21 protein-coding genes, 2 pseudogenes and 1 riboswitch are annotated in these 22,887 nt (G+C 61.6%); of the genes and pseudogenes, 6 read left to right on the forward strand and 17 right to left on the reverse strand.

Annotated elements, in window-relative coordinates; genetic code table 11:
* From KHQ28_RS12040 to KHQ28_RS12070, 7 genes are all read right to left on the reverse strand, one after another.
* Nucleotides 1–438 (reverse strand): insulinase family protein (locus KHQ28_RS12040; protein ID WP_211777609.1); only part of this gene is annotated, 438 nt, incomplete at its 3' end.
* A complete protein-coding gene (gene pqqE, locus KHQ28_RS12045; RefSeq protein ID WP_004184158.1) occupies nt 438–1,580 on the reverse strand; it encodes a pyrroloquinoline quinone biosynthesis protein PqqE in 1,143 nt (380 codons plus the stop codon). The genes KHQ28_RS12040 and pqqE, both read right to left, overlap by 1 nt.
* Nucleotides 1,567–1,845, reverse strand: coding sequence for a pyrroloquinoline quinone biosynthesis peptide chaperone PqqD (gene pqqD, locus KHQ28_RS12050; protein ID WP_004143686.1), 279 nt, complete (start codon nt 1,843–1,845; stop codon nt 1,567–1,569). Before pqqD ends, pqqE begins: the two co-directional genes overlap by 14 nt.
* 2 nt (nt 1,846–1,847) lie before the next feature.
* The gene (gene pqqC, locus KHQ28_RS12055; protein WP_004143685.1) at nt 1,848–2,603 is read right to left on the reverse strand and encodes a pyrroloquinoline-quinone synthase PqqC; all 756 of its coding nucleotides are present in this window, start codon (nt 2,601–2,603) and stop codon (nt 1,848–1,850) included.
* The gene (gene pqqB, locus KHQ28_RS12060; protein ID WP_004143684.1) at nt 2,597–3,523 is read right to left on the reverse strand and encodes a pyrroloquinoline quinone biosynthesis protein PqqB; all 927 of its coding nucleotides are present in this window, start codon (nt 3,521–3,523) and stop codon (nt 2,597–2,599) included. Before pqqB ends, pqqC begins: the two co-directional genes overlap by 7 nt.
* A 54-nt stretch (nt 3,524–3,577) precedes the next feature.
* Nucleotides 3,578–3,649 carry a pyrroloquinoline quinone precursor peptide PqqA gene (gene pqqA / locus KHQ28_RS12065; protein ID WP_002905689.1) on the reverse strand — a complete coding sequence of 24 codons (72 nt, stop codon included), beginning with the start codon at nt 3,647–3,649 and terminating at the stop codon, nt 3,578–3,580.
* A gap of 136 nt (nt 3,650–3,785) precedes the next feature.
* Nucleotides 3,786–4,805 (reverse strand): dipeptidase, encoded by a 1,020-nt coding sequence (locus tag KHQ28_RS12070; RefSeq protein WP_004151888.1) that lies wholly within the window; start codon nt 4,803–4,805, stop codon nt 3,786–3,788.
* Between the two features lie 243 nt (nt 4,806–5,048).
* On the opposite strand from KHQ28_RS12070, the pseudogene KHQ28_RS12075 reads away from it, so the two are divergent.
* The 4 genes and pseudogenes from KHQ28_RS12075 to KHQ28_RS12090 all read left to right on the forward strand — a co-directional run bounded on the left by KHQ28_RS12075 (nt 5,049) and on the right by KHQ28_RS12090 (nt 9,485).
* Nucleotides 5,049–6,025, forward strand: a pseudogene (locus KHQ28_RS12075) (alpha/beta fold hydrolase).
* Nucleotides 6,026–6,111: 86 nt separating this feature from the next.
* Nucleotides 6,112–6,852 carry a response regulator gene (locus tag KHQ28_RS12080; protein WP_023278971.1) on the forward strand — a complete coding sequence of 247 codons (741 nt, stop codon included), beginning with the start codon at nt 6,112–6,114 and terminating at the stop codon, nt 6,850–6,852.
* A complete protein-coding gene (locus tag KHQ28_RS12085) occupies nt 6,849–8,192 on the forward strand; it encodes an ATP-binding protein (protein ID WP_032418927.1) in 1,344 nt (447 codons plus the stop codon). Before KHQ28_RS12080 ends, KHQ28_RS12085 begins: the two co-directional genes overlap by 4 nt.
* Nucleotides 8,193–8,294: 102 nt before the next feature.
* Complete coding sequence (locus KHQ28_RS12090; RefSeq protein ID WP_004184155.1) at nt 8,295–9,485, forward strand: cytochrome c biogenesis protein/redoxin; 1,191 nt, start codon at nt 8,295–8,297, stop codon at nt 9,483–9,485.
* A gap of 884 nt (nt 9,486–10,369) precedes the next feature.
* On the opposite strand, the gene KHQ28_RS12095 is transcribed toward KHQ28_RS12090, so the two are convergent.
* The 7 genes from KHQ28_RS12095 to tenA all read right to left on the reverse strand — a co-directional run bounded on the left by KHQ28_RS12095 (nt 10,370) and on the right by tenA (nt 17,757).
* Nucleotides 10,370–11,263 carry a LysR substrate-binding domain-containing protein gene (locus KHQ28_RS12095; RefSeq protein ID WP_032418928.1) on the reverse strand — a complete coding sequence of 298 codons (894 nt, stop codon included), beginning with the start codon at nt 11,261–11,263 and terminating at the stop codon, nt 10,370–10,372.
* Nucleotides 11,264–11,456: 193 nt separating this feature from the next.
* Nucleotides 11,457–12,938, reverse strand: a complete 1,482-nt coding sequence (locus tag KHQ28_RS12100; RefSeq protein ID WP_072198257.1) for an aspartate aminotransferase family protein — start codon at nt 12,936–12,938, stop codon at nt 11,457–11,459.
* A 9-nt stretch (nt 12,939–12,947) separates the two neighbouring features.
* On the reverse strand, nt 12,948–14,333 hold the full coding sequence (locus KHQ28_RS12105) for a diaminobutyrate--2-oxoglutarate transaminase (RefSeq protein WP_072198258.1): 1,386 nt from the start codon (nt 14,331–14,333) through the stop codon (nt 12,948–12,950).
* A 306-nt stretch (nt 14,334–14,639) separates the two neighbouring features.
* Entirely contained in the window at nt 14,640–15,575 is a 936-nt protein-coding gene (locus KHQ28_RS12110) for an ABC transporter substrate-binding protein (protein WP_004176075.1), read from the reverse strand.
* Nucleotides 15,576–15,599: 24 nt separating this feature from the next.
* Nucleotides 15,600–16,340 (reverse strand): ABC transporter permease, encoded by a 741-nt coding sequence (locus KHQ28_RS12115; RefSeq protein ID WP_004180004.1) that lies wholly within the window; start codon nt 16,338–16,340, stop codon nt 15,600–15,602.
* Nucleotides 16,337–17,065 (reverse strand): ABC transporter ATP-binding protein, encoded by a 729-nt coding sequence (locus KHQ28_RS12120; protein ID WP_032418931.1) that lies wholly within the window; start codon nt 17,063–17,065, stop codon nt 16,337–16,339. The genes KHQ28_RS12115 and KHQ28_RS12120 overlap by 4 nt, the downstream gene beginning before the upstream one ends.
* Nucleotides 17,062–17,757: a thiaminase II gene (gene tenA / locus KHQ28_RS12125; RefSeq protein WP_004189951.1), complete on the reverse strand. Its 696-nt coding sequence runs from the start codon at nt 17,755–17,757 to the stop codon at nt 17,062–17,064. Before tenA ends, KHQ28_RS12120 begins: the two co-directional genes overlap by 4 nt.
* 68 nt (nt 17,758–17,825) lie before the next feature.
* Nucleotides 17,826–17,927: riboswitch (TPP riboswitch) on the reverse strand.
* Here tenA and KHQ28_RS12130 point away from each other — a divergent pair.
* Both KHQ28_RS12130 and KHQ28_RS12135 read left to right on the forward strand, forming a co-directional pair.
* Nucleotides 17,928–18,014: pseudogene (locus KHQ28_RS12130) on the forward strand (hypothetical protein); the annotation flags it as partial. It abuts the riboswitch before it with no gap.
* Between the two features lie 159 nt (nt 18,015–18,173).
* Nucleotides 18,174–19,280 (forward strand): DUF4056 domain-containing protein, encoded by a 1,107-nt coding sequence (locus KHQ28_RS12135; RefSeq protein ID WP_032418932.1) that lies wholly within the window; start codon nt 18,174–18,176, stop codon nt 19,278–19,280.
* Between the two features lie 37 nt (nt 19,281–19,317).
* On the opposite strand, the gene KHQ28_RS12140 is transcribed toward KHQ28_RS12135, so the two are convergent.
* From KHQ28_RS12140 to KHQ28_RS12150, 3 genes are all read right to left on the reverse strand, one after another.
* The gene (locus KHQ28_RS12140; protein WP_032418933.1) at nt 19,318–20,490 is read right to left on the reverse strand and encodes a Gfo/Idh/MocA family protein; all 1,173 of its coding nucleotides are present in this window, start codon (nt 20,488–20,490) and stop codon (nt 19,318–19,320) included.
* A 13-nt stretch (nt 20,491–20,503) separates the two neighbouring features.
* Nucleotides 20,504–21,427, reverse strand: a complete 924-nt coding sequence (locus tag KHQ28_RS12145; protein WP_032418934.1) for a TIM barrel protein — start codon at nt 21,425–21,427, stop codon at nt 20,504–20,506.
* Between the two features lie 192 nt (nt 21,428–21,619).
* Entirely contained in the window at nt 21,620–22,660 is a 1,041-nt protein-coding gene (locus KHQ28_RS12150) for a LacI family DNA-binding transcriptional regulator (protein ID WP_032418935.1), read from the reverse strand.
* Nucleotides 22,661–22,887: the final 227 nt, after the last annotated feature.

Here is a 22,887-nt window from a genome sequence, read left to right on the forward strand (position 1 = left end):
CACCGCGGCTTCCCGGCGCGATGGCTCATGCTGCTGGATCAGGCGGTACTCGGCGTCAATCACCGCCACTTCGCGCTGAATATCTTCCCTGAGCAGCAGCGGGGCCTGCAGCATCTCCTGTAGACGCGCGACACCATCAGCCAGAGCATCGGCGGCAACCTCGAAAAAGAACGCGCTATGGCGAGCCAGGGTGGTGGCATTCACGCTTCCGCCCTGGCGCTGCACCCAGCCCATCAGTCGGTCATCATCCTGGTAGCGCTCTCCGCCGTAAAACAGCAGGTGTTCCAGCAGGTGCGCCAGCCCAGGGAAGCGCGACGGTTCGTGGTGGCTGCCGGCGTCGACCCGCGCCAGGGCAGCCGCGCGATCCGCCTGCGGCTGATGGACCAGGGTGGCCTGCAGGCCGCCCGGCAAAGTGACGGTGCGGGTCGCTAGCGTCATTACAGGTCCCGGGTTTGGTAGATCAGCTGCGAGCGGGTACGGTTGCGGAACTGCAGCTGGCTGACTTTTATGTCGCTGCAGGCCGCTTCGCGCCGGGCCTCGAGGATTTTGTGATGATGCGGGGATTTGCTGCACACCGGGTCGGCGTTATCGGCGCTGCCGGTCAGCATAAAGGCCTGGCAGCGGCAGCCGCCGAAGTCCTTCTCTTTTTCATCACAGGAGCGGCACGGCTCCGGCATCCAGTCATACCCGCGGTAGCGATTGAAGCCGAATGAGTCATACCAGATCGATTCCAGACTCTGCTCCAGCACCGACGGAAACGCCACCGGCAGCTGGCGCGCGCTGTGGCAAGGCAGGGCGGTGCCTTCCGGGGTGACGCTGAGGAAAATCGATCCCCAGCCGCCCATGCAGCCTTTCGGCCGCTCTTCGTAATAGTCCGGGGTGACGAACAGCAGGTTGGTGAGGTTGCCGCTGGCGGCCATTTTCTGCCGGTAGTCAGCGACCACCTGCTCGGCGCGGGCGATCTGTTCCCGGGTCGGCAGCAGCCCTTCGCGATTAAGAAACGCCCACCCGTAGAACTGGCAGGTGGCCAGCTCAACGTCATCGGCTTCCAGCTCAATGCACAGCTCGATAATTTTATCGAGCTGGTCGATGTTGTGCCGGTGGAGAACGAAGTTGAGCACCATCGGGTAGTCGCGCGCTTTCACGGCTTTGGCCATGGCCAGCTTCTGCTGGAAGGCTTTTTTGTTGCCGGCCAGCGCGGCGTTGAGCACTTCATCGCTGGCCTGGAAGCTAATCTGGATATGGTCCAGCCCGGCCTCGCTGAAGGCGTCCAGTTTGCTCTCCGTCAGCCCTATCCCGGAGGTGATCAGGTTGGTATAGAACCCGAGGTCGCGCGCGGCGCGGATCAGCTCCGGCAGATCTTTACGGGTCAGCGGCTCGCCGCCGGAAAAGCCCAGCTGAACGCTGCCCATCGCCCGCGCTTGGCGAAAGACCTCGATCCATTGTTCGGTGGTCAGCTCCTTATCCTGCCGGGCGAAGTCCAGCGGATTGGAACAGTAGGGACACTGCAGCGGGCAGCGGTAGGTCAGCTCCGCCAGCAGCCACAGCGGCGGATTGACGGTGGGTTTACTCTGGCTCACGGCAGGTGATCCACTTCTGTTGACAGGCGATCTGCAGGAACTCGATGACGTCGTCATCGACGCCGCCGGCTTCCGGGAAACGTTCATTAAGCATGGCGATAATCGCCGCGACGTCGCGCCGGCCATCGACCAGCTCGAGGATCGCCGCGGCGGTCTCATTGAGTTTGGCCATACCCTCCGGATAGAGGATCACATGGCTCTCCTGGGCGGCTTCCCACTGCAGTCGGTAGCCGCGACGAAAGGCAACGATGGACGTTTTCTGCATGATTACACCAGTCGGGTCGTGTGCCAGGCCGCCTTGTCGGTGACCGTGTGATAGGGCGGGCGCTGCAGGGCATAGGCCATGGTCATGGCATCGAGCATCGACCACAGAATGTCGAGCTTAAACTGCAGGATCTCCAGCATCCGGTTCTGTTTTTCAGCGCTGTCGCAGTAGGCCTTCGCCAGCGCCAGGCCATGCTCAACGTCGCGGTTAGCCTGGCTCAGACGACTGCGGAAGTAAAAGTAGCCTTCCTCTTTGATCCATGGATAGTGCTGCGGCCAGCTGTCGAGGCGCGACTGATGGATCTGCGGGGCGAACAGCTCGGTCAGGGAGCTGCAGGCCGCCTCCTGCCAGCAGGCGCGACGAGCGAAATTAAGATAGGCATCCACTGCGAAGCGCACGCCGGGCAGCACGTGACGCTCGCTGAGCAGATCGTCGCGGCTCAAACCGACCGCTTCCCCCAGCCGCAGCCAGGCTTCAATCCCGCCGTCCTCGCCGTGGCTGCCGTCGTGGTCGAGGATCCGCTGCACCCATTTGCGCCGGGTCTGCGCATCCGGGCAGTTGGCCATAATTGCCGCGTCTTTCAGCGGAATAGTGGTCTGGTAATAAAACCGGTTCGCCACCCAGCCCTGAATTTGCTCGCGGGTCGCGTCGCCGTTATGCATGGCGATGTGGTAAGGGTGGTGAATATGGTAGAAGGCGCCTTTAGCCCGCAGAGCCTCTTCAAAGGCCTGCGGCGACAGCGTGTCAGTGATCAGCATGCGGTATCCTGAAGGGTGATTGCCATCCCGTCCCAGCTCACTTCGATCCCCTGTTGCGTTAGCGCCTGGCGCTGGGGAGACTGCTCGTTAAGGATCGGGTTGGTGTTATTAATATGAATGAGAATTTTGCGTTTTGCCGGCAGAGAGGCCAGCAGGGCCATCATCCCGTGCTCGTCGCCGAGCGCCAGGTGGCCCATATCGCGGCCGGTATTGCGTCCGACGCCGGCGGCCTGCAGCTCGTCATCCTGCCAGACGGTGCCATCGATAAGCAGACAGTCCGCTTTTTGCAGCCACGGTAGCAGGGCTTCATCAGGCTCACCCAGCCCCGGGGCATAGAACAGCGTCTGCCCGTTGCGGCGGTTTTCGATAAACAGCGCCACGTTATGACCCGGCAGCGGCCGGTCGCGATACGGCGAATAGGGCGGCGCGTTGCTGGCGATAGGCACCGCGGTAAACTGCAAATCAGGACAGGCGTCAACGGTAAAAGGCTGCTGCGGAGCGATGGGATGATGCACCAGGCCGCCGTTCCAGTGCCGCAGCATGGTAAACACCGGGAAGCCGGTGGAGAGATCCTCATGAACCTCCGGGGTGCACCAGACCTGATGTGGGCAGCCTTCCCGCAGGCTCAGCAACCCGGTGGTGTGGTCGATCTGGCTGTCGGTGAGAATAATGCCGCCGATATGCGTTCCGCGCAGTACGCCGGCTTTATTTAACTCGGGGGTATGGGCAATCTGCTGGCTGATATCCGGCGAGGCGTTGCACAGCACCCACTCTTTACCGTTGTCGCTGACGATAATTGACGACTGGGTGCGGGGGGCAGCCTGAATGGTGCCATCGCGCAGACCCTGACAGTTGGCGCAGTTGCAGTTCCATTGCGGGAAACCGCCGCCGGCGGCGGAACCGAGGACTTTAATGAACATGAAGACGGACCGGGTAATGAATGAAGGTGCCCGCGCGAACGGCGGGCGGGGCGATTAACGGTTAGAAATGTACAGCGTCACTTCCAGACCGAGACGTAAATCGATAAAAGCAGGTTTCTTCCACATGTTTTGTTCCTCTTAAAAATGACTACAGGCCTCACGGATAATGGTGGATCTGTGACGGCTGCCGCATATTGCGCTTCACCGGGAGAGAGATCAACCCGGAATCTGTAAGGAATTAACTTTATGTTTACAATATAACCTATTGTTGCCAAACATTTTTTAATACCCGTAGCCAGTTACGCCACAGCAGCTTATCCAGCACCAATTGATCATAGCCGCTAGCGCGCAACGTATTGATAAGCCGCGGTAAGCCGGCCACATCGCCCAGCTCGTCCGGCAGGGTGATGCCGTCAAAATCCGAGCCAAGGGCCACATGATCCTCACCCATTATGTTAATAAGATAGTCGATATGCCGGACAATGGTGGTTAAGGGCGTGTCGCTATCGCGCCGGCCGTCGGCGCGCAGGAAAGCATTGCCGAAATTGACGCCCACCACGCCGCCGCTGTCGCGGATCGCCCGCAGTTGCTGGTCGGTCAGATTGCGCGGCTGCGGGCACAGGGCGTGGGCATTGGAGTGGGTGGCCACCAGCGGTGACGTTGAGTGATGGGCGGTATCCCAGAACGCTTTTTCATTCATATGAGACACGTCAATCTGCATCTTCAAGGCATTGGCCTGCTTAATCAGATCGATACCTGACGCAGTCAGTCCAGGCCCAGTGTCCGGGCTACCGGGAAACGAACCGTTAACGCCGCTGCCGAAGCGGTTCGCAATATTCCAGAACGGACCAATGCTGCGGACCCCGGCGGCATAAAAGGCCTGCAGGTCGCGGCCCTCGCCATCAAAACCTCCGGCACCCTCAATATGCGCCACCATCGCCAGTACCTTATCCTCGCGGCAGCGTTCGATATCCGCCGCGCTCAGACACAATCTCAAGCGTCCAGCGGAGTGGGCGATAAGTTGCTTCAGGATGGCCAGTTGCTGCCAGAGGATATCGATCGGATCCCATCGTTGGCTGGCGTATTGCGGCGTCATACGGGCAATATATTCCTGCGGTGGCACGAATAGCGCGAATAGCCCGCCGGCAAATCCGCCTTGCAGCATGCGCGGATAGTCGAGATGGCCGTTCTCAATCCCGGCAAAGAAGGCGCTCACCGGATCCTCGCGATGGTGAAGCCAGAGATTCAGCAGCAGGTCATTGTGACCATCAAAAATCGCCATAGCGGGTTCCTGCGTTCTTAAGTGGTGAAAAATGCCTGCCACGGTAACGGATTTATCTCCCGGGGCAAGCATAAATTCACATGCCCGCAACAATTGCCAACTTCGACTTTGTATCACACTGTATCTCGCGGCGCAGCGCTGACATTAAGAGATAAAAATGGCCCCGGTCGGGCACATGGCGGATACAAATTTCCGCTTTACTGGTCACGTACTCTCTTGATGACGATAAAAGGTGAGAAAACGATGAACAGATTATCCCTGATCCGCTATACCAGCGCCGTGGCGCTGGGGTTATCCACCCTGTGGTCCGCCGCCGTTTGCGCCGCTGAAGACGCGGGGGCGTTCGACAAGATCCAGCAGGTCCGCGCCGGCGACCTGAATATTGGCTACGTGGATATCGGCCCGCGCGACGGCCAGCCGGTGATCCTGCTGCACGGCTGGCCCTACGACATTCAGAGCTATGCCCAGGTGGCGCCGGCTCTAGCGCAGAAGGGTTACCGGGTGATCGTGCCGTATCTGCGTGGCTACGGCACGACCCGTTTCCTCTCCGCCAGCACGCCGCGTAACGGTCAGCCGTCGGCGATGGCGGCCGATATTGTCCATCTGATGGACGCCCTTAACATCAGGCAGGCGGATCTGGCCGGTTTTGACTGGGGCGCGCGCACGGCGGATATCGTCGCCGCGCTGTGGCCGCAGCGGGTGAAATCCCTGGTCTCGGTGAGCGGGTATCTGATCAGCAGTCAGCAGATTGGCGAAAAACCGCTGCCGCCGCAGGCTGAGCTGTCGTGGTGGTATCAATTCTATTTTGCCACCCCGCGTGGGGAGGCCGGTTACCGGCAAAACACCCACGACTTTGCGAAATTTATCTGGCATCAGGCGTCGCCGCAGTGGCAATTCAGCGACGCGACCTTTGCCAAAACCGCCCGGGCTCTGGATAACCCGGACCATGTGGCGATCACCATCAGCAACTACCGCTGGCGCCTGGGACTGGAGAAAGGGGAAGCGAAGTATGCCGGCTATGAANNCCGCCGATAACCGTGCCCACCATCACCCTGGAAGGGGCGAATAACGGCGCGCCGCATCCGGCTCCCGCCAGCTACCGTGCCAAATTTACCGGTAAATATGAGCACCGGGATCTGCCGGGAGCGGTGGGCCATAACCCGCCGCAGGAGGATCCGACGGCGTTTGTGCAGGCGGTGGTGGACGCCGATCGTTTGTAACCCGCGCCTTGCCGGCGGCGCGACGTTGCGCTTCCGGCAACACGGCTTATGCTTGTGAAGAGTTTATTTTGCCGCAGGAGCAGCCTTTGGAGCGTATTGACCACATCCTGGTCGTCGACGACGACCGCGACATCCGGGAACTGATAGTCGACTATCTGGAAAAATCGGGATATCGCGCCAGCGGCGCGGCGAACGGCAAAGCCATGTGGTCGGTACTCAAAAACCATAAAATTGACCTGATTGTGCTGGATATTATGATGCCGGGCGAGGATGGCTTAACGCTCTGTCGCCAGCTGCGCGCCAACCCGCAGCAGGATATCCCGGTGCTGATGCTCACCGCCCGCACCGATGACAGCGACCGGATCCTCGGCCTGGAAATGGGGGCTGACGATTATCTGATTAAGCCCTTTGTGGCCCGCGAACTGCTGGCGCGCATCAAAGCCATTTTACGCCGCACCCGGGCGCTGCCGCCGAACCTGCAGATCACCGAGGCGGGCAGGCTGATCGCCTTTGGCGACTGGCTGCTCGACACTGCCGCTCGCCATTTGCTGGACGACAGCGGCGCCATCGTCGCCCTCAGCGGGGCGGAGTATCGGCTGCTGCGGGTGTTTCTCGACCATCCCCAGCGGGTGCTGAACCGCGATCAGCTGCTCAATCTGACCCAGGGACGCGACGCGGAACTGTTTGAGCGGTCGATTGACCTGCTGGTGAGCCGACTGCGCCAACGGCTACGGGAGGATGCCCGCGAGCCGGCCTACATTAAAACGGTGCGCAGCGAAGGCTATGTGCTGTCGGTACCGGTCTCCATTCGCGAGAGGCATGAATGAGGTTCTGGCCCGCCTCGCTGCAGTCGAGGCTGATGGCGCTGCTGTTTCTGGCGCTGCTGCTGGCGAATACCTTAACCCTGTCGCTGCTGTTTTATGAGCGTATGAGCAGCGCTCGCAGCGTGATGCTGGGGAATCTGGCTTCCGATGTCGCCACCAGCGTGGCGATCCTTGACCGCCTGCCGGCCGCTGAGCGGCCACAATGGCTGCCGAAGCTGGCGCGCGGCAATTATCGCTATCTGCTGGACGCCGGGGAGCGCGGCGATTACCCGGACAGCTGGCGCGCCCGGGACGCAGCGCGCTCCCTGCAGGAGGCGCTGAGCGCGCAGTATCCGGTAAGTATTGTGGCGATCCCCGGCCCGCGGCAGCATATTCAGGCCCATATTACCCTTCACGACGGCGCGCCGTTGACCCTCGACCTGTGGCCGAAACTACCGGCCATCGCCCGCTGGCTGCCGGTGGTGCTGATCGCTCAGTTTGTCCTCCTGCTGGCCTGCGCCTGGTACGCGGTTCGCCAGGTATTGCTGCCCATCTCCCGCTTTACCCACGCGGTAAATGCCCTGGAGCCGGCCAGCGACACGGCAGGAACTATGGCCGAGCAGGGGCCGGAGGAGGTGCGTCGCGCCGCCCGCGCGTTTAACGCGATGCAGGCGCGCATCCACGATCATCTGCAGGAGCGAGCGCGGATCCTTGCCGCCATCTCCCACGATCTGCAAACCCCGATAACCCGAATGAAGCTGCGGGTGGAGATGGCCGACCAGCCGGAACTGCGCGATAAGCTACTGCAGGATCTCGACAATATGACCCGTCTGGTGCGGGAGGGCATCGCCTTCGCCCGCACCTCGCAGCCGCTGGAGGAGGCGCGACAGCGGCTGAATCTCGATGCGTTTCTCGACACCATCGTCTGCGATTATGCCGATGTCGGCCGGCCGGTCCAGTTTTGTCCCGAAGAGACCGCCGGGGTGGTGTGGATCCCGCCGCAGGCTCTGCGCCGGGTGATGACCAATCTTATCGATAACGCCTTGAAATTCGGTACGACGGCCACGGTAACCCTGACCCGTGACGCCGTGGGGGATATCACCCTTCATGTGCTGGATGAGGGGCCGGGGATCCCGGAGGCCTCGCTGCAGGCGGTGCTGCAGCCGTTTTATCGCCTGGAGGACTCGCGCAATCGCGATACCGGCGGCACCGGCCTGGGGTTGGCGATCGCCGCGCAGCTGGTCAGCCAGATGGACGGCGCGCTGCGCCTGGCCAACCGCCCGCAGGGCGGCCTGGACGCCAGCGTTCGCCTTGCCGCGGCGGGATTGTATCCTGTTGTATCTCCGGGAAAGACGGATAACTAAGCCGACAATTCTCCCCCTTTCCCGACACATTCGCCTTACATGGCCTTGCTGTAATGTCGTGGCTGCCACTCTCGGCAGCGACGGCATAATGAGGAGAAGGCGATGTCGATATTAATTGCATTTTTGGGCGGGATGTTAACTCTGCTGAGCCCCTGTACGCTGCCGGTGATCCCGCTGCTGTTCGCCAGCGTCCGGGGCCGCCGGGGGCAGCTGGCGATCATGCTGGCAGGAATGGCGCTGATGTTCGGCGCTGTCTCCTGGCTGGTGACGGTCGCCAGCGGCTGGGTGGTGAATCTGACCCTCGCAGGCCGCGGTCTGGCGCTGGCGTTCTTCGCCCTGGTCGGGCTGAGTCTGCTTTCGCAACGCGTCGCGCAACGGCTGACCTCACCCCTGGTAGCGTTGGGGAATCAGCTTAACGACGCCAGTTCACGCCAGCGCGGCTGGATCGGTTCTCTACTGGCCGGGCTGGCGGTGGGCCTGCTGTGGGCGCCGTGCGCCGGGCCGGTATTGGGAGCGATACTTAGCCTGGGCTTTGTGCATCCGGGGCAGGCGACTACCGGCGGCTTGCTGCTGGCCTACGGCAGCGGCGGGGCGCTGATGTTATTCCTGCTGGGGTGGTGCGGGGCGGCGTTGATCGCCAGATTGCGTCGCGGACAGGCGTTCGGCGAACGGCTGCGCCGGTTGGCAGGGGGGGCAATGCTGGCCTCGGTGGCGCTGATCGCTAGCGGCGGCGATCGCTATCTGCAGAGCGCTGGTGGACTGAGCCAGGCGCTGGAGCAGCGGCTGGCCGCCCGTCTGCCGCAGCCGGAGCAAAAGACCAGCCTCCAGCCGATCGCCGCGCCGCAGCCCAGCAGCGCGATGCCCTCTCTGGCGGGGGGCAGCGCATGGATCAACAGCCCGGCGTTAACTCCGGAGCGTCTGAAGGGCAAAGTGGTGCTGGTGGATTTCTGGACCCGGGAGTGTATCAACTGTCAGCATACCCTGCCTTACGTGCGCGACTGGGCGAACAAATACCGCGCGGCGGGCCTGGTGGTGATTGGCGTTCATACCCCGGAATATCCCTGGGAGCGTTCGTTGCCCCTGCTGCGCCAGGCGGTGAAGGACTGGCGGATAACCTACCCGGTGGTGGCGGATAATGAGTACGCCATCTGGAACGCCTTCGGCAATCAGTACTGGCCGGCGCATTACATTTTCGACGCTCGCGGACAGCTGCGTTATACCGCATTCGGCGAAGGGGATTATGCCCGCCAGGAGCAGGTGATCCAGCAGCTGCTGCAGGAGAGCAAAGCCTGACCCGCGGCGCAGGCGTCTGGCGGACGGAACCCTCCAGCCCTTATACCTGATGCCGGGCGGCACTGCGCTTGCCCGGCCTACAGGAGCGCGCAGGGAGAGTGTAGGCCCGGTAAGGCGCAGCCGCCACCGGGCATTGAAGCGGGAACGGCGCTGGATGTCCATTGCCGGTGACTGCCGGACGGATCCCTCCAGCCCTTATAGCTGATGCCGGGCGGCGCTGCGCTTGCCCGGCCTACAGGAGCGCGCAGGGAGAGTGTAGGCCCGGTAAGGCGCAGCCGCCACCGGGCATTGAAGCGGGAACGGCGCTGGATGTCCATTGCCGGTGACTGCCGGACGGTTCCGTTCATCTCGTGTGCCTGTTGCCGGGCGGCGCTGCGCTTGCCCGGCCTACATCAGCGCGCAGGGAGAATGTAGGCCCGGTAAGGCGTAGCCGCCACCGGGCATTGAAGCGGGAGAGGCGCTGGATGCTCATTGTCGGTGGCTGCCGAAGGGTTCCGTTCATCTCTTTTGCCCATTGCCGGGCGGCGCTGCGCTTGCCCGGCCTACATCAGCGCGCAGGGAGAGTGTAGGCCCGGTAAGGCGCAGCCGCCACCGGGCATTGAAGCGGGAGAGGCGCAGAATGTCCATTGCCGGTGACTGCCGGACGGATCCGTTCATCTCTTGTGCCCATTGCCGGGCGGCGCTGCGCTTGCCCGGCCTACAGGAGCGCGCAGGGAGAATGTAGGCCCGGTAAGGCGCAGCCGCCACCGGGCATCGAAGCGGGAGAGGCGCGGAATGCCCATTGCCGTTGGCTGCCGGACGGTTCCGTTCATCTCTTGTGCCCATTGCCGGGCGGCGCTGCACTTGCCCGGCCTACACGAGCGCGCAGGGATGGCGTGACACTGTCACCTGTCGAGCCATCCCTGCAGGGCCTCGGTCATCAGTTCGCCGAGCAGCGCCACGCCGGCGGAATGCGATTCCTCACGCGGGGTTTGTCGCAGGCTGACGGCCAGACTTCCTGGCGCTGGCAGGAGTCCTCCTGCAGGGCGCAGGTTGCCTGGCATGCCGATGCGGGTGCGTATCGTCAGGCCCAGCCCGGCCTGCACCGCCGCCCAGATGCCGCTCAGGCTGTGGCTGACGAACACCACCTGCCAGGGGATCCCCGCGGCATCGAGACAGGCAATGGCGCGGGAGCGCATCAGGCACGGGCTGTCGAACATCACCAGCGGCAGCGGCTCGCCGGAGACCAGCAGAGCGCGAATGTCCAGGTCAGGGTGCGCAATCCACGCCAGCGGGCAGAGGCCCAGCCCGGGACCCTGATCTTCGCTTTGCCACAGCAGCGCCAGATCCAGCGCCTCTTCCGCCAGCGCCTGGCGCAGCGGACCATTGCGATCCACCCTGGCGACTATCCGCACCTGCGGATGATGCCGTTTAAATTGCCCGAGGATCTCCGGCATCAGCGATTCGCCAAAATCTTCCTGCATACCAAGGTGGATCTCGCCGGTGAGCCGCTCACCCTGCAGCGCGCGCAGGGTTTCATCATTGAGCGCCAGCAGGCGTCTGGCGTAGCTCATCAGCTTTTCGCCTTCCGCGGTGAGCACCAGATGGCGCCCCTGTTTGGTCACCAGCGCCGCACCGCACTGACTCTCCAGCTTTTTAAGCTGGGCGCTGACCGCGGAGGTGGAACGCGACAGGCGCAGCGCTGCCTGGGCGAAACTGCCGCACTCCATGCCGGTCACAAAGCTGCGCAGGGCGTCGAGATCCAGCCCTGGTAAGCGTTTCTCCATCATCATCCCCATTTTCAGGACGTTTATCCTGAACGTTGTTATTTTCGAGATAGTACTGTGGCATCGCGAGAGGCAGGGGTCAACGGGCCCTGCGAAGAGAGCATTAGCGGTGCGGAAAGAAATAAAAAAAGCCGATAAGGACATTATCGGCTTATTGCAGGCAAGGCTGACAGCGGGGCGGCAGGCGCCGCCTCGCTAAGGCAGGTTATTGCGCCAGCAGTTCCTGAGCGGTGCGCTCCACCAGGTTCAGCAGAACCTTCACGTCATCCAGCGTCACCACCGGGTTCAGCAGGGTCAGCTTCAGGCAGGTAACGCCGTTGTGCTCGGTTACGCCGACGTTAGCGCGGCCGGAGGCCAGCAGGGCGTCGCCGACGCGCTGGTTGAGCAGCGCGATAACCGCCGCGTCGCTTCCAGCCATCTGCGCCGGACGGGAACGGAACAGCACGCTCGCCAGCTGCGGCTGCATCACCAGCTCCAGCGTCGGCTGCGACTTCACGTACTCCGCCACGTTTTTCGCCATCGTGACGCCGTGATCGATGATCGCCGCATACTGTTTCTGGCCCAGCGCTTCCAGACCCATCCACAGCTTCAGCGCATCAAAGCGACGGGTGGTCTGCAGCGACTTAGACACCAGGTTCGGTACGCCGTGTTCTTCATCGAACTCGGAGTTCAGATAGGCCGCCTGATAACGCATCAGCTCGTAATGGCGCGCGTCCTTCAGCAGGAATGCGCCGCAGCTGATGGTCTGGAAGAACTGCTTATGGAAGTCCAGGGTAACGGAATCCACCAGCTCCAGACCGTCAAGGTAGTCGCGATACTGCTCAGACAGCAGCAGGGCGCCGCCCCAGGCTGCGTCAACGTGCAGCCAGATCTGATGTTCCGCAGCGATACCGGCGATGTCGCGCAGCGGGTCGATAGCGCCTGCGTCGGTGGTGCCGGCGGTGGCGACGATCGCCATGATCTGCTCGCCGTTAGCCTGCGCTTGCGCAATCTTCGCCTGCAGGTCGGACACGTCCATCCGCGCGAATTCGTCGGTTTTCACCAGCGTTACCGAGCGGTAGCCGAGGCCCATCAGCGCCATGTTCTTCTGCACCGAGAAGTGGGCGTTTTCCGAGCACAAGACTTTGTACTTGCGGATATCCCCCGGCAGCCCATCCTGCTGGATGGAGTGGCCCTGACGGGCGAAGAAGGCGTCGCGCGCCAGCATCAGGCCCATCAGGTTGCTCTGGGTGCCGCCGCTGGTGAAGACGCCGGCGTCGCCCGCCGGAAAACCGACCCGGGCGCGCAGCCATTCGATCAGCTTCATCTCGATAATGGTTGCCGACGGGCTCTGATCCCAGGAGTCCATGCTCTGGTTGGTGGCGTTAATCAGCACTTCCGCCGCCTGGCTAATCACCAGGCTCGGGCAGTGCAGGTGCGCCACGCACTGCGGGTGATGCACCGACAGGCTGTCTTTCAGGAAGTACTCGATCGCACGATCAATCGCCGCCTGGTTACCCAAACCCTGTTCGTTAAATTCAAGGGAGATACGCTCACGCAGCTCGTCAACGCTTTTCCCCTGATACATCTCAGGTTGCTTCAGCCACTGCACAACGGCCTGGCTGGTCTGCTCGATAACCTGCTGATAGGCTTCAACGCTCTGCGCTGAACCAGCAAGAATCGGATTCAATGTGGACATGGCGGTCACTTACTCCACTCAGACCGGTTTTACGCCGGCGGCCAGCAGGGCCTGTTCAAATTTGTCGAGGAACACGTCCAGCTCCGCGTCGCTGATCAGCAGGGACGGCAGCAGGCGCAGCACGCAGCCGTGACGACCGCCACGCTCGAGGATCAGGCCCGCTTCGAAGCATTTCTTCTGCAGCAGGGCAGAGAGTTCGCCGTCAGCCGGGTAGCAGCCCATGTGATCCTGCGCTTCGTTCGGCTTGACGATTTCGATACCGATCATCAGACCGAGACCGCGAACGTGGCCAATCACCGGGTAGCGTTTCTGCAGCTCGGCCAGTTTACCTTTCAGCCACTCGCCCTGGGCGGCGACTTTGTCGGCGATCTTGTTGTCGCGCAGATGACGCAGGGTGGTCAGGCCGGTGGCCATCGCCAGCTGGTTGCCGCGGAAGGTGCCGGTGTGGTGACCCGGTTCCCAGGCGTCGAACTGCTTTTTAATGCCCAGCACCGCCAGTGGCAGCCCGCCGCCAACCGCTTTCGACATCACGATGATGTCCGGCTGAATACCGGCGTGCTCGAAGGCGAAGAATTTACCGGTACGGGCAAAGCCGGCCTGCACTTCATCGACGATCAGCAGAATGCCGTGCTCTTCGGTCACTTTGCGGATGCGCTGCAGCCACTCGACCGGCGCCGGGTTGACACCGCCTTCGCCCTGAACGGCTTCAAGGATCACCGCCGCCGGTTTACGGACGCCGCTCTCCACGTCGTTGATCAGGTTTTCGAAGTAGTAGGTCAGGGCTTTCACGCCGGCTTCGCCGCCGATGCCTAGCGGGCAACGATACAGGTGCGGGTAAGGCATGAACTGGACTTCCGGCATCATGCCGTTAACCGCCGCTTTCGGCGACAGGTTGCCGGTGACGGACAGCGCGCCGTGGGTCATCCCGTGATAGCCGCCGGAGAAGCTGATCACCGCGGTACGACCGGTGTATTTTTTCGCCAGCTTCAGCGCGGCTTCCACGGCGTCAGCGCCGGACGGGCCGGTGAACTGCAGGCAATATTCTCTCCCTTCGCCCGGCAGGCAAGAGAGCAGGTATTCGGAGAAGCGATCTTTTAACGGGGTGGTAAGATCGAGAGTATGTAACGGCAAGCCGCTGGTAATGACACTTTGGATGCTCTGCAATACATCAGGGTGGTTGTGGCCCAGAGCGAGAGTACCGGCGCCCGCGAGGCAGTCCAGGTACTGTTTGTTATCCGCATCCGTCAGCCACACGCCTTCGGCTTTAGTGATAGCCAGCGGCAGCTTACGCGGGTAACTCCTGACATTCGATTCGAATTCGGCCTGACGGGCCAAAAAGGTTTCGTTGTTTGCGTCTAATAAATCGGCACGTAAAGTATCAATACGGACTTTATCCGTCATCATATCACTCCCACAACCAGCATTGCGGTTGAACGCTGGTTGAATAATTGGTGTAAGAAATTGAATTGGCATTCATAAAGCGCGCACAATATATGGCTTTTTAAATCCGCATTCAACGTTTTATTGATTGCGCTATTTTGACGTTATTCTTACCAGGGGCAAAATTAACGTAACTAACTGAATTATAATAGAACAACGCTCTGTCACTATAACCCTTTAAAGTGTAATTATTAGTGAGAAAGTCTCTATATTTTTATTGCCGCTACGTTAAAGCGCTGACGGAATGCCTTCCGTCAGCGATAGCAAGACTCAATGCAGTTGCACCGCATAATTTGTTAAAGGTGTAACTTTTTTCACCAACTTATTGTTATATAAAAACTGTTCGTAAGTCTCGTAGCGCGCTTTATCCAGCGCTGCCGGATCGGTGGCGAACAGGGGCACGGTTTGCAACCACGCCTGGTGGTTGAGTTCGGTCCTAAGCTCCGGGTGGGCGGCGGCGAACGCCTCCCAGCTCTTCTGCGGATGGGCGCGCAGATAGCCCACTCCCGCCTGCAGGGCGGTGAGGAATTTACGGATCTTCGCCTCATGAATTGCGTCGCGATGGGCGACAATCACCAGCTCGTCATAGGCCGGCACGCCGTAATCTTCGACGTTCATCACCACCGGCGTTTTGCCCTGCAGCTTCAGCTCCTGCGCTTCTATATTACGATAGCCGCCGATAACCGCGTCCACCTGGCCGGCCAGCAGGGCGCTGGTCAGCTGGAAATTGACGTTCACCAGTTTGATGCTGGCCGGATCGATCCCCGCATGTTGCGCCATGGTCGCCAGGGTGGCCTGCTCAATGCCGCTGACCGAGTAGCCCACCTTCTTGCCTTGCAGATCTGCCGGGGTTTTGATCTGCTTATCCAGGGCGATAACCGTATTCAGCGGCGAATTAATCAGAGTCCCGACGCGCACCAGCGGTAACCCTTCGTCAGCAAAGAAGTGCACCTGCGGCTGGTAGGTGATGGCCAGATCCGCTTGACGGGCGGCCACCATGCGCGGAGGCAGCGCGGGATCGGAAGGGGGGATAATCCTGACGTCCAGCCCCTGGGCCTTAAAGGCGCCGATCTGCTCGGCCACCATAATTGGCGCATGGTCGGGATTAATGTACCAGTCCAGCACCAGCGTCAGCGGTTCATTGGCCAGCGCGTGGCCGCTGAACAGGGCGGTCAAGGTTGCCCCGGCGAATAGCGACTTTTTCATCTGTTTTCCTTTATTACGTCATTCTTATTCCGGCGACCAGTCGATCAGCCGGTGTAGCAGGGTATCTACCGCCAGCCACAGCAGGAGGGTCAGTAGTACTAAAATAAACAGCGCGGCGAAGCAGATATCGGTTTGCAGTCGCGCGTTGGCGTTGAGCATGACGTAGCCCAGCCCCTCGGCGGAGCCGACCCATTCGCCGATGATCGCGCCAATGGGCGCCACCGCCGCCGCCATGCGCAGGCCAGAGCCCAGCGCCGGCAGGGCGGCCATCAGGCGGACATGTCGCAGTTGAGCGCCGAAGGAGGCATTCATGCTGCGCGCCAGATCGAGATACTCCTGGTTGACCCGCCGCAAGCCATCAAAGAAGGCGGAAGTCACCGGAAAGAAAATCACCAGCACCGCCATCGCCACTTTGGCGCTCATGCCAAAGCCCAGCCACAGCACCAGCAGCGGGGCGAGGGCAAAGACCGGGATCGCCTGACTGGTGAGCACCAGCGGCATCAGCCAGCGCTGCAGACGGGGGGAGAGGATCATGCCCAGCGCCAGGGTGACGCCGAGCGTCACGCCCAGCGCCAGGCCGCTCAGGATCTCACTGAGCGTGATAAGCGTATGCCAGCCGAGATAGGCGCGATTAACCCATAGCGCCTCGGCGACCGCCAGCGGGGACGGTAAAAGAAAATGGGGAATGCCGCTGCGGCTGGCCAGACCCCAGAGGAGCATCAGCCCGCCGAATACCATGCCGCCGCGCCAGAGACGTCCGGTCATGGTTGGGCCCTCATCAGCTGCTGCAGCAGGGCGGCCTGGCCGATCAGGAGATCGGGCGCGTCCGGCGCGCGCGGAGGTGTGCCGGCGAGGTGATGGCTATCATCAATGTCGCCGTCGGCCGCCGAGAGGACCAGCAGGCGGTGGCTCAACCGGCAGGCCTCCTGCGGATCGTGGGTGATAAGCACCACCGTGCGACCGGCCAGCAGGGTGGCCGCCAGGGTCTGAATGCGCGTACGGGTGAGGGTATCCAGCGCCGAGAAAGGCTCATCCATCAGCACGATGGGGCGATCCTCATACAGCGTGCGCGCCAGCGCGGCGCGCTGACGCATGCCGCCGGAGAGAGTCGCCGGGCAGGCGTCGGCGCAGGATGAAAGCTCAACCTGTTCAAGCAGAGCGGCGACCCGGGCACGATCGACTTTTTCACCGCGCAGCCGCGCGCCGAGGGCGACGTTGTCCCGAACGCTCAGCCAGGGGTAGAGCAGATCTTTCTGCCCCATCCACGCCAGACGGCCCTGAATCGGTTGCCCATCGCTGGCGACCACTTCTCCGCGGGTGGCGGGCGCCAGACCGGCCATCACCCGCAGCAGGCTGGTTTTGCCGGCGCCGCTGGCGCCGAGCAGCGACACCCACTGCCCGCCGGGGACCGTAAACGACAGGTTGTCGAACAGCCGACGGTCGCCGACATGCAGGCTCAGGCCACGGACCTCGATACCCGGCGCCGTCACGCCCGGGTCTCCGCCGCGGCGTTGAGGCCCATCTGCCAGAACTGCGCCTCAAGGCGGGTGGCGGTGGTGAAAATCTCGCTCAGCTCAGTGATTCGCGCCTCGCTCCCGCGCTGCTGCCACACCGTTTCCAACAGCGCCAGCGCGGCGCTGACGCCCTGCAGATAGCCTTCATCGCCATAGTTGCGGATCCATGAGGCGTAGGGGTTATCGTCCAGTCGGGTGGCGGGATGCTGCAGCAGGCCGAGACCGATTTCGGCGTAGCCCGCGACGCAGGGCATCAGGGCGACCAGCAGATCCAGCGCGTCACCCGAGTGGCCAATATCCAGCACATAGCGGGTATAGTTGAGGGTTTCGGGGGCTTCAGGTTGGGCGGCCATCTCCGGTTCGCTAATCCCCCACTGGGCACAGTAGCCGACGTGCAGCGGCAGTTCGTTGAGGATGGCATTCATCGAGGCGGCCGCGGCCCGCATCTCCGGCAGCGTGCGCAGTTTACTCACCAGCAGCGCGTAGCTGCGGGCAAAGTGAATCAGAAACAGATAATCCTGGGTCAGATAGCGACGAAAGGCGTTTTCCGCCAGCGTCCCAGAGGCAAGTTGCTGGACGAAAGGATGCGCCACATAGCGCTGCCAGTCAGCGGCGGCCAGCTGGCGTAAACGGCCGTAAAGACCTTGGCTAAAAGCGGGAACGATCACAGGACCTCCATTTATTCAGGGGAGATCCGGGCGTGCAGGGGTGTGAACAGGCAATGGCGGTAATGCTGGCAAAATTGCCGACCCGTCCCTTCGCTGGCATGACCCAGATCAGGTTCAAAGGGTTCGGCTTGCGCCATCTCAGCCCTCACGGGACACCCCTCGGTAGCGCTATGTTATACGACATTCACCTTTTGAATACAATCACCGCGCCACCTTGCCGCAGGATGATGGTAATGGGGGATAGCCAGCGCTTTTCCGCGCAAGAACTACTAACCACCGGGCCGCGACGAACGGAAGAGCGGCTTTTACGCGCGCAATAGTTTCGTTGTCGGCGCTGAATACCGTTTTTAACTAAAACCGCAGGCGCTATCTGCCGGTAAGATGCGCGCACTTTTATTGCTGTGGAGAGGCTGTTGATGCGTAAAGCCTTCTGGCTATTATTCGCGCTGGCGCTGCCGGCGCTGGCGCAGGATCCGGTGTTACCCGCCGTGACGGCGATCCATACGGCGCCCACCCTCGGTGAGCTGCCGCCGCCGGAGTCGCTGCGACCGTGCTGCGCTTTTGGTTACGACCTGCACGTGCGAGCGGCGGGCATTCCGATCCCGATGTACCAGATCGGTAATGTGTTGACTCTGGGTACGCTGGGTAAGCACCATTACAACGACAGCGCGTTCGGTGCGGTGAAAAATCTGCTGGGGCTCAGCGAGGAGCAGAACGGGCTTATCTATACCCGCCGCGGCGGGTTTATTGATATCGCCCATGTGCGCGATACGGCGGACAACACCTTTTATCTGTTCAATCGTATTGCGCCGACGCTGGGTCAGGCGGGGCGGATCTTCTACAGTGAAGAACTGGGCGTGCGCCGCGTGCAGCTGAATGCCTTTACGCCGCCGGCGGGCGTCAGGCAGCGCTATCAGCTGGCGGCCTGGCTCGCCGGGCATCTGGCCTTCGAAATCGCCCTGTGGCATGAGATCGCCCAGTGGTATGGCTTCCAGTCGGTCCCCGGGTTTTCCGAAGAGATTTCCGCTTTTTCGCCCGAGGATCTCTACTCCAATTTACTGGGCGCCAGGCTGGCGATTAATGTCATCCTCAGCGGCCACGGCGGTTCGCTGGAGGATTATAACCAGGCCATGGATGCGGCGCTGAAACAAGTGCTGACCCGGCTGCTGGTGGCGACGCGCGGAGAGACGGAAGCGATGTTTCAGCAGATCGACGGCGACTGGTGGAACAGTCACCGGCGGGTGCCGGATAAGTTTCTGGTACTGAAGCGTAACTACGATCTACAGGAAAACCGGCTGCCGACGCCGGTCCCATTCGAAACCATGCCGCCGTATCGCCTGACCATGCCGGAGCAGGTCGGGGGATTCCGCTTACGCGACCTCGGGGAACTGCAGATCTATCCAGGGCACGATATGCAGGCATTGCCGGTTCCCGCGCAATACTATGGCGCCGGAGCGTTCCAGGGGCTGGCGGACCGCGCCCATGAGGCGGATAAAACCCAGCTGGCGCGGACAGAAAAATAGCCGTAAAGGCTCAGGACGAACGCCCTGAGCCGGCGAGTTAGCGGAAGTCGACCCAGCAGGCGCCGTTGTCGGCAGAACGCACGCAGTTTTCCACCCAGCGGATGCCGAACGCCCCGGCGCGGGCGTCCGGGTACCAGAAGTCGGCCAGCAGCGCCTCGTCGCGACGGTCGGCGGCATCCATGGCGATGGCGAAGCGGCGATAGAGATTTGACCATGCCTCAAACAGTCCCTCGGGATGGCCGCCGCCGATGCGATCATCCTGACGCGCCAGCGGATCGAGATAGTCCATACCGCGCTCGAGGATGCGCACGGGTTCGCCCTGGATTTCGTAGCGTAGCTGGTTGGGCTGTTCATCCCACCATTCGAGACTGGCTTTTTCACCGATGATTCGCACCTTTTGCCCGTGCATCGAACCGCAGTTGACGGCGGAGCTCCAAAGTGAGCCGATGGCCCCGTTGTCATACTCCATCAGTACATGGGCGTTATCTTCCAGCGGCGCGCGGCTTTTGACGAAGCTTTGCCTGGCGCACATCAGCCGGGTGATCTTCAGCTGCGGGGCCATGGTTTCGACCAGAAACAGCGGATGGGTGGCCAGGTCGCCCAGCACATAGCTGGGGCCGACGAAGCGGGGATCGACCCGCCAGCGGGTACTGGCATTTTCCTGTTCCACCGGCTGGGCGTGAAAACCGTGGGCAAACTGCATATTAACGATACGGATATCGCCCAGCAGCCCGTCGGCGATCATCTGCCGGGCCTGCAGGATCAGCTGGTGGCCGGCATAGCCGTAGGTCACCCCGATAATCTTGCGCCGCCGCTGGCTGAGCGCCACCAGCTCGTCAGCTTCCTCGCTGCTGAAGCACAGCGGCTTTTCGCACACCACGTGCAGCCCGGCCTCCAGCGCGGCCCGGCAGATGGCATAGTGGGTGTTATTTGGCGTGGCAACTGACACCGCCTGAATGCCGTCAGGCCGGGCAGCCTCGCTGCGGAACAGGCTTTGATAGTCGGCGTAACAGCGGTCGGGATCCACCCCCAGCCGTTGGCCGAACTGGCGTCCGCGCTCGGCATCAATATCAAAGGCGCCGGCCAGCAGCGTGAAGGTGTTATCGCGCAGCGCTGCAGAGCGGTGAATATAGCCGATCTGGCTGCTGCCGCCGCCGCCGACCATGCCCCAGCGCAGGGTGCGGTCGAGAGGTTTTAAACCGTTAATCATGTCGTGCCTCCTGTCAGAATCCGACGTCGCGCAGATAGCGCAGACTTTCCGTGACCGCCTGCAGGCTGCCTGCGGCATGGCGCGGGTCGCGCTCTTGTTCAATGGTTATCCAGCCCTGATACCCCCGGCGGGCAAGAAAGTCTTTGATAGCCGGATAGTCAATGGCGCCGCTGCCGAGCGGGCACATCACCCCTTCGGCGCAGGCAGTGAAGAAGTCAATACCCTCATGGATAGCGCGCTGATAAACCTGCGGGTCGACATCCTTGAAGTGCAGATAGTCCAGGCGGTGGTAATAGCTATCCAGCCAGTCGAGCGGATCCATCCCGGCGTAATAGAGATGTCCGGTGTCCAGACACAACCCGGCGACGTCGTGCGGGATATCGTTGGCCAGCCGCTCGATCTCATCCGCGAATTCAATGCTGCCCCCGGCGTGCGGATGGATAACCGCCCGCACACCGTACTCCTGCCAGGCGAGGGTGCTAAGGGCGATAATGTGCTCCATCATGCGCTGCCAGTCTTTGTCATTGAGGCGCGGAGCCAGCGCGCCGCGCCCGGCAAAGCGCGCCCGTTCGGGGTTGCCGAAGTCGATAATCACCAGATAGGGCGGCAGGAAAGGGCGGCCCGGGATCGGTTCGGCAGCGGCTACCTGCGACAGATTGCGGCAGATTTGATGGGTCAGCGCCACCAGGGTGGGGAAATGGGCCTCGCTCACCAGATCGTCAAAGATCGTGCCGGCGACCAGCGACAGCTGATGCTGCTCCAGCGCCGCGCGCAGGCTGGCCGGATCGCTGGGGAGATAACCCCAGGGGCCGAGCTCAATGCTGCGATAGCCAGCCTGCGCCGCCTCCTTCAGCACGGTAGCCCAGGCAGGGAGGTTAGGGTTTTTCGGGTCATCGACGCCCCAGCTGCAGGGGGCGTTAGCGATAGGATGTATCATGTCGGCTTCCTTTTTCATACAAGGGATGCCGCTGAGTATTGAATAAAGATTTCATTATCAACAATGATGGAATTTTGATTTTATGATAATCATCATGATTTTAATTGATGGATTTTTTGATAATTTTTTATCAAATCGAGATGTGGCGCGGTCCGCCCGATACCCGTCTCCGCTGGAGACGGAGCCGGAAATTTACATATTTTCTTTGGTGATGATATCGAAAGGCTGAGGGAGTGAAATAACCTCGCTATGGGGGCGTGAAGCGGCGTCCGCCATGGCGCGCAGCGTAACGGCGGCAAACTCATCCAGCCGGTGGTTAAGCATGATGTCGATGGTGCCATCGATCAGGGCCAGTTCACTGTCGCTGAGCGGACCGTGGCAGACCAGAGCGATCTCCTGCTGACGGCCGCTGTCGCGCAGCGCGTCGACGATCCCTTCGACGCCGCCGCAGGGGGCGTAGATCGCCTGCAGGGCCGGGTACTGAGTCAGCATCTGTTCCGTCACGGTCCTGGCGATATCCGCCCGTTCATGACTGCGAACCGGCTCAAGGATCTGTTGCCCCTTGCCCTGTTCTCGCAGGCAGGAGCGAAAGCTGATCTCACAGCTTTCCTGGCAGGTAAAACGATTATCGCCAATGATAATGCCAATTTCGCCATTCCCCCGGCATAAGCGCTCGATAAACCAGGCGGCGGTGCGCCCGGCTTTATGATTATCGAGGCCGATATACCCGCTGCGCTGGGGGACCGACAGCTCGGAAAGCAGGGTGAACACGCGCACGCCGCGGGCGGCGGCCCGGGCCACCGCGTGGCGAATCAGCGGGTGATCCAGCGCCACCAGGCCGAGCACCTCCACTTCATCGCTGAGTCGGTGAATGGCCTGAGCCATCGCTTCCACCGCATCGATGGCAAAATGCAGTATCACCGGCGCCTGGCCCGCCGGTAGCCATGGGGCAGCCTCGCGCGTCAGCGCCCGGGCCAACGGCAGGTAGAAGGAGTGGCTCTCCTGCAGCAGGATAAAGCCCATTCTGATCGTGACCGGCGCTTTGCCGGCAGCCAGGCGATAGTGGGGCTGCTCGAGGGTAAAACCCAGCCGGCGGGCGGCCTCCAGCACGCGCCGCGCCGTGGACTCTTTCACCGCCGCGCGCTTATTGAGCACCCGGTCGACGGTGGCTACGCCGACGCGCGCTTCACGCGCAATGTCGGCAAGGGTGATTTTAGTGGCGATTTTTTTCAAGGTAATTGTCGCTATGAATGAGCGTAATGATAGAAACTATCACGGTTAGCCTGGGCAGAAAAGCGACTCTCTGCCCGCCCTGGCCTATGCCGCTGCGCCTGCCGGGTAACCCCTGTTGGCGATGCACACTCTGTGATCAAAAGCGACTACCCGTTCTGGCATTGCTGCTATGCTGTTGAAATAAAATTATTATTAAAGGCAGCATCGCTTCTGTTGGTTAAACTGCG

The sequence above is a fragment of the Klebsiella sp. 28 genome (assembly GCF_018223905.1).
GTDB classification, from domain to species: domain Bacteria; phylum Pseudomonadota; class Gammaproteobacteria; order Enterobacterales; family Enterobacteriaceae; genus Klebsiella; species Klebsiella pneumoniae.

Excerpts from the sequence above, each read along its gene's own strand:
- pqqD (WP_004143686.1), bottom strand. The coding sequence starts at position 1,845 with ATGCAGAAAACGTCCATCGTTGCCTTTCGTCGCGGCTACCGACTGCAG.
- pqqC (WP_004143685.1), bottom strand. The coding sequence starts at position 2,603 with ATGCTGATCACTGACACGCTGTCGCCGCAGGCCTTTGAAGAGGCTCTG.
- pqqB (WP_004143684.1), bottom strand. The coding sequence starts at position 3,523 with ATGTTCATTAAAGTCCTCGGTTCCGCCGCCGGCGGCGGTTTCCCGCAA.
- KHQ28_RS12070 (WP_004151888.1), bottom strand. The coding sequence starts at position 4,805 with ATGGCGATTTTTGATGGTCACAATGACCTGCTGCTGAATCTCTGGCTT.
- KHQ28_RS12085 (WP_032418927.1), top strand. The coding sequence starts at position 6,849 with ATGAGGTTCTGGCCCGCCTCGCTGCAGTCGAGGCTGATGGCGCTGCTG.
- KHQ28_RS12090 (WP_004184155.1), top strand. The coding sequence starts at position 8,295 with ATGTCGATATTAATTGCATTTTTGGGCGGGATGTTAACTCTGCTGAGC.
- KHQ28_RS12095 (WP_032418928.1), bottom strand. The coding sequence starts at position 11,263 with ATGGGGATGATGATGGAGAAACGCTTACCAGGGCTGGATCTCGACGCC.
- KHQ28_RS12105 (WP_072198258.1), bottom strand. The coding sequence starts at position 14,333 with ATGATGACGGATAAAGTCCGTATTGATACTTTACGTGCCGATTTATTA.
- KHQ28_RS12110 (WP_004176075.1), bottom strand. The coding sequence starts at position 15,575 with ATGAAAAAGTCGCTATTCGCCGGGGCAACCTTGACCGCCCTGTTCAGC.
- KHQ28_RS12115 (WP_004180004.1), bottom strand. The coding sequence starts at position 16,340 with ATGACCGGACGTCTCTGGCGCGGCGGCATGGTATTCGGCGGGCTGATG.
- KHQ28_RS12135 (WP_032418932.1), top strand. The coding sequence starts at position 18,174 with ATGCGTAAAGCCTTCTGGCTATTATTCGCGCTGGCGCTGCCGGCGCTG.
- KHQ28_RS12140 (WP_032418933.1), bottom strand. The coding sequence starts at position 20,490 with ATGATTAACGGTTTAAAACCTCTCGACCGCACCCTGCGCTGGGGCATG.
- KHQ28_RS12145 (WP_032418934.1), bottom strand. The coding sequence starts at position 21,427 with ATGATACATCCTATCGCTAACGCCCCCTGCAGCTGGGGCGTCGATGAC.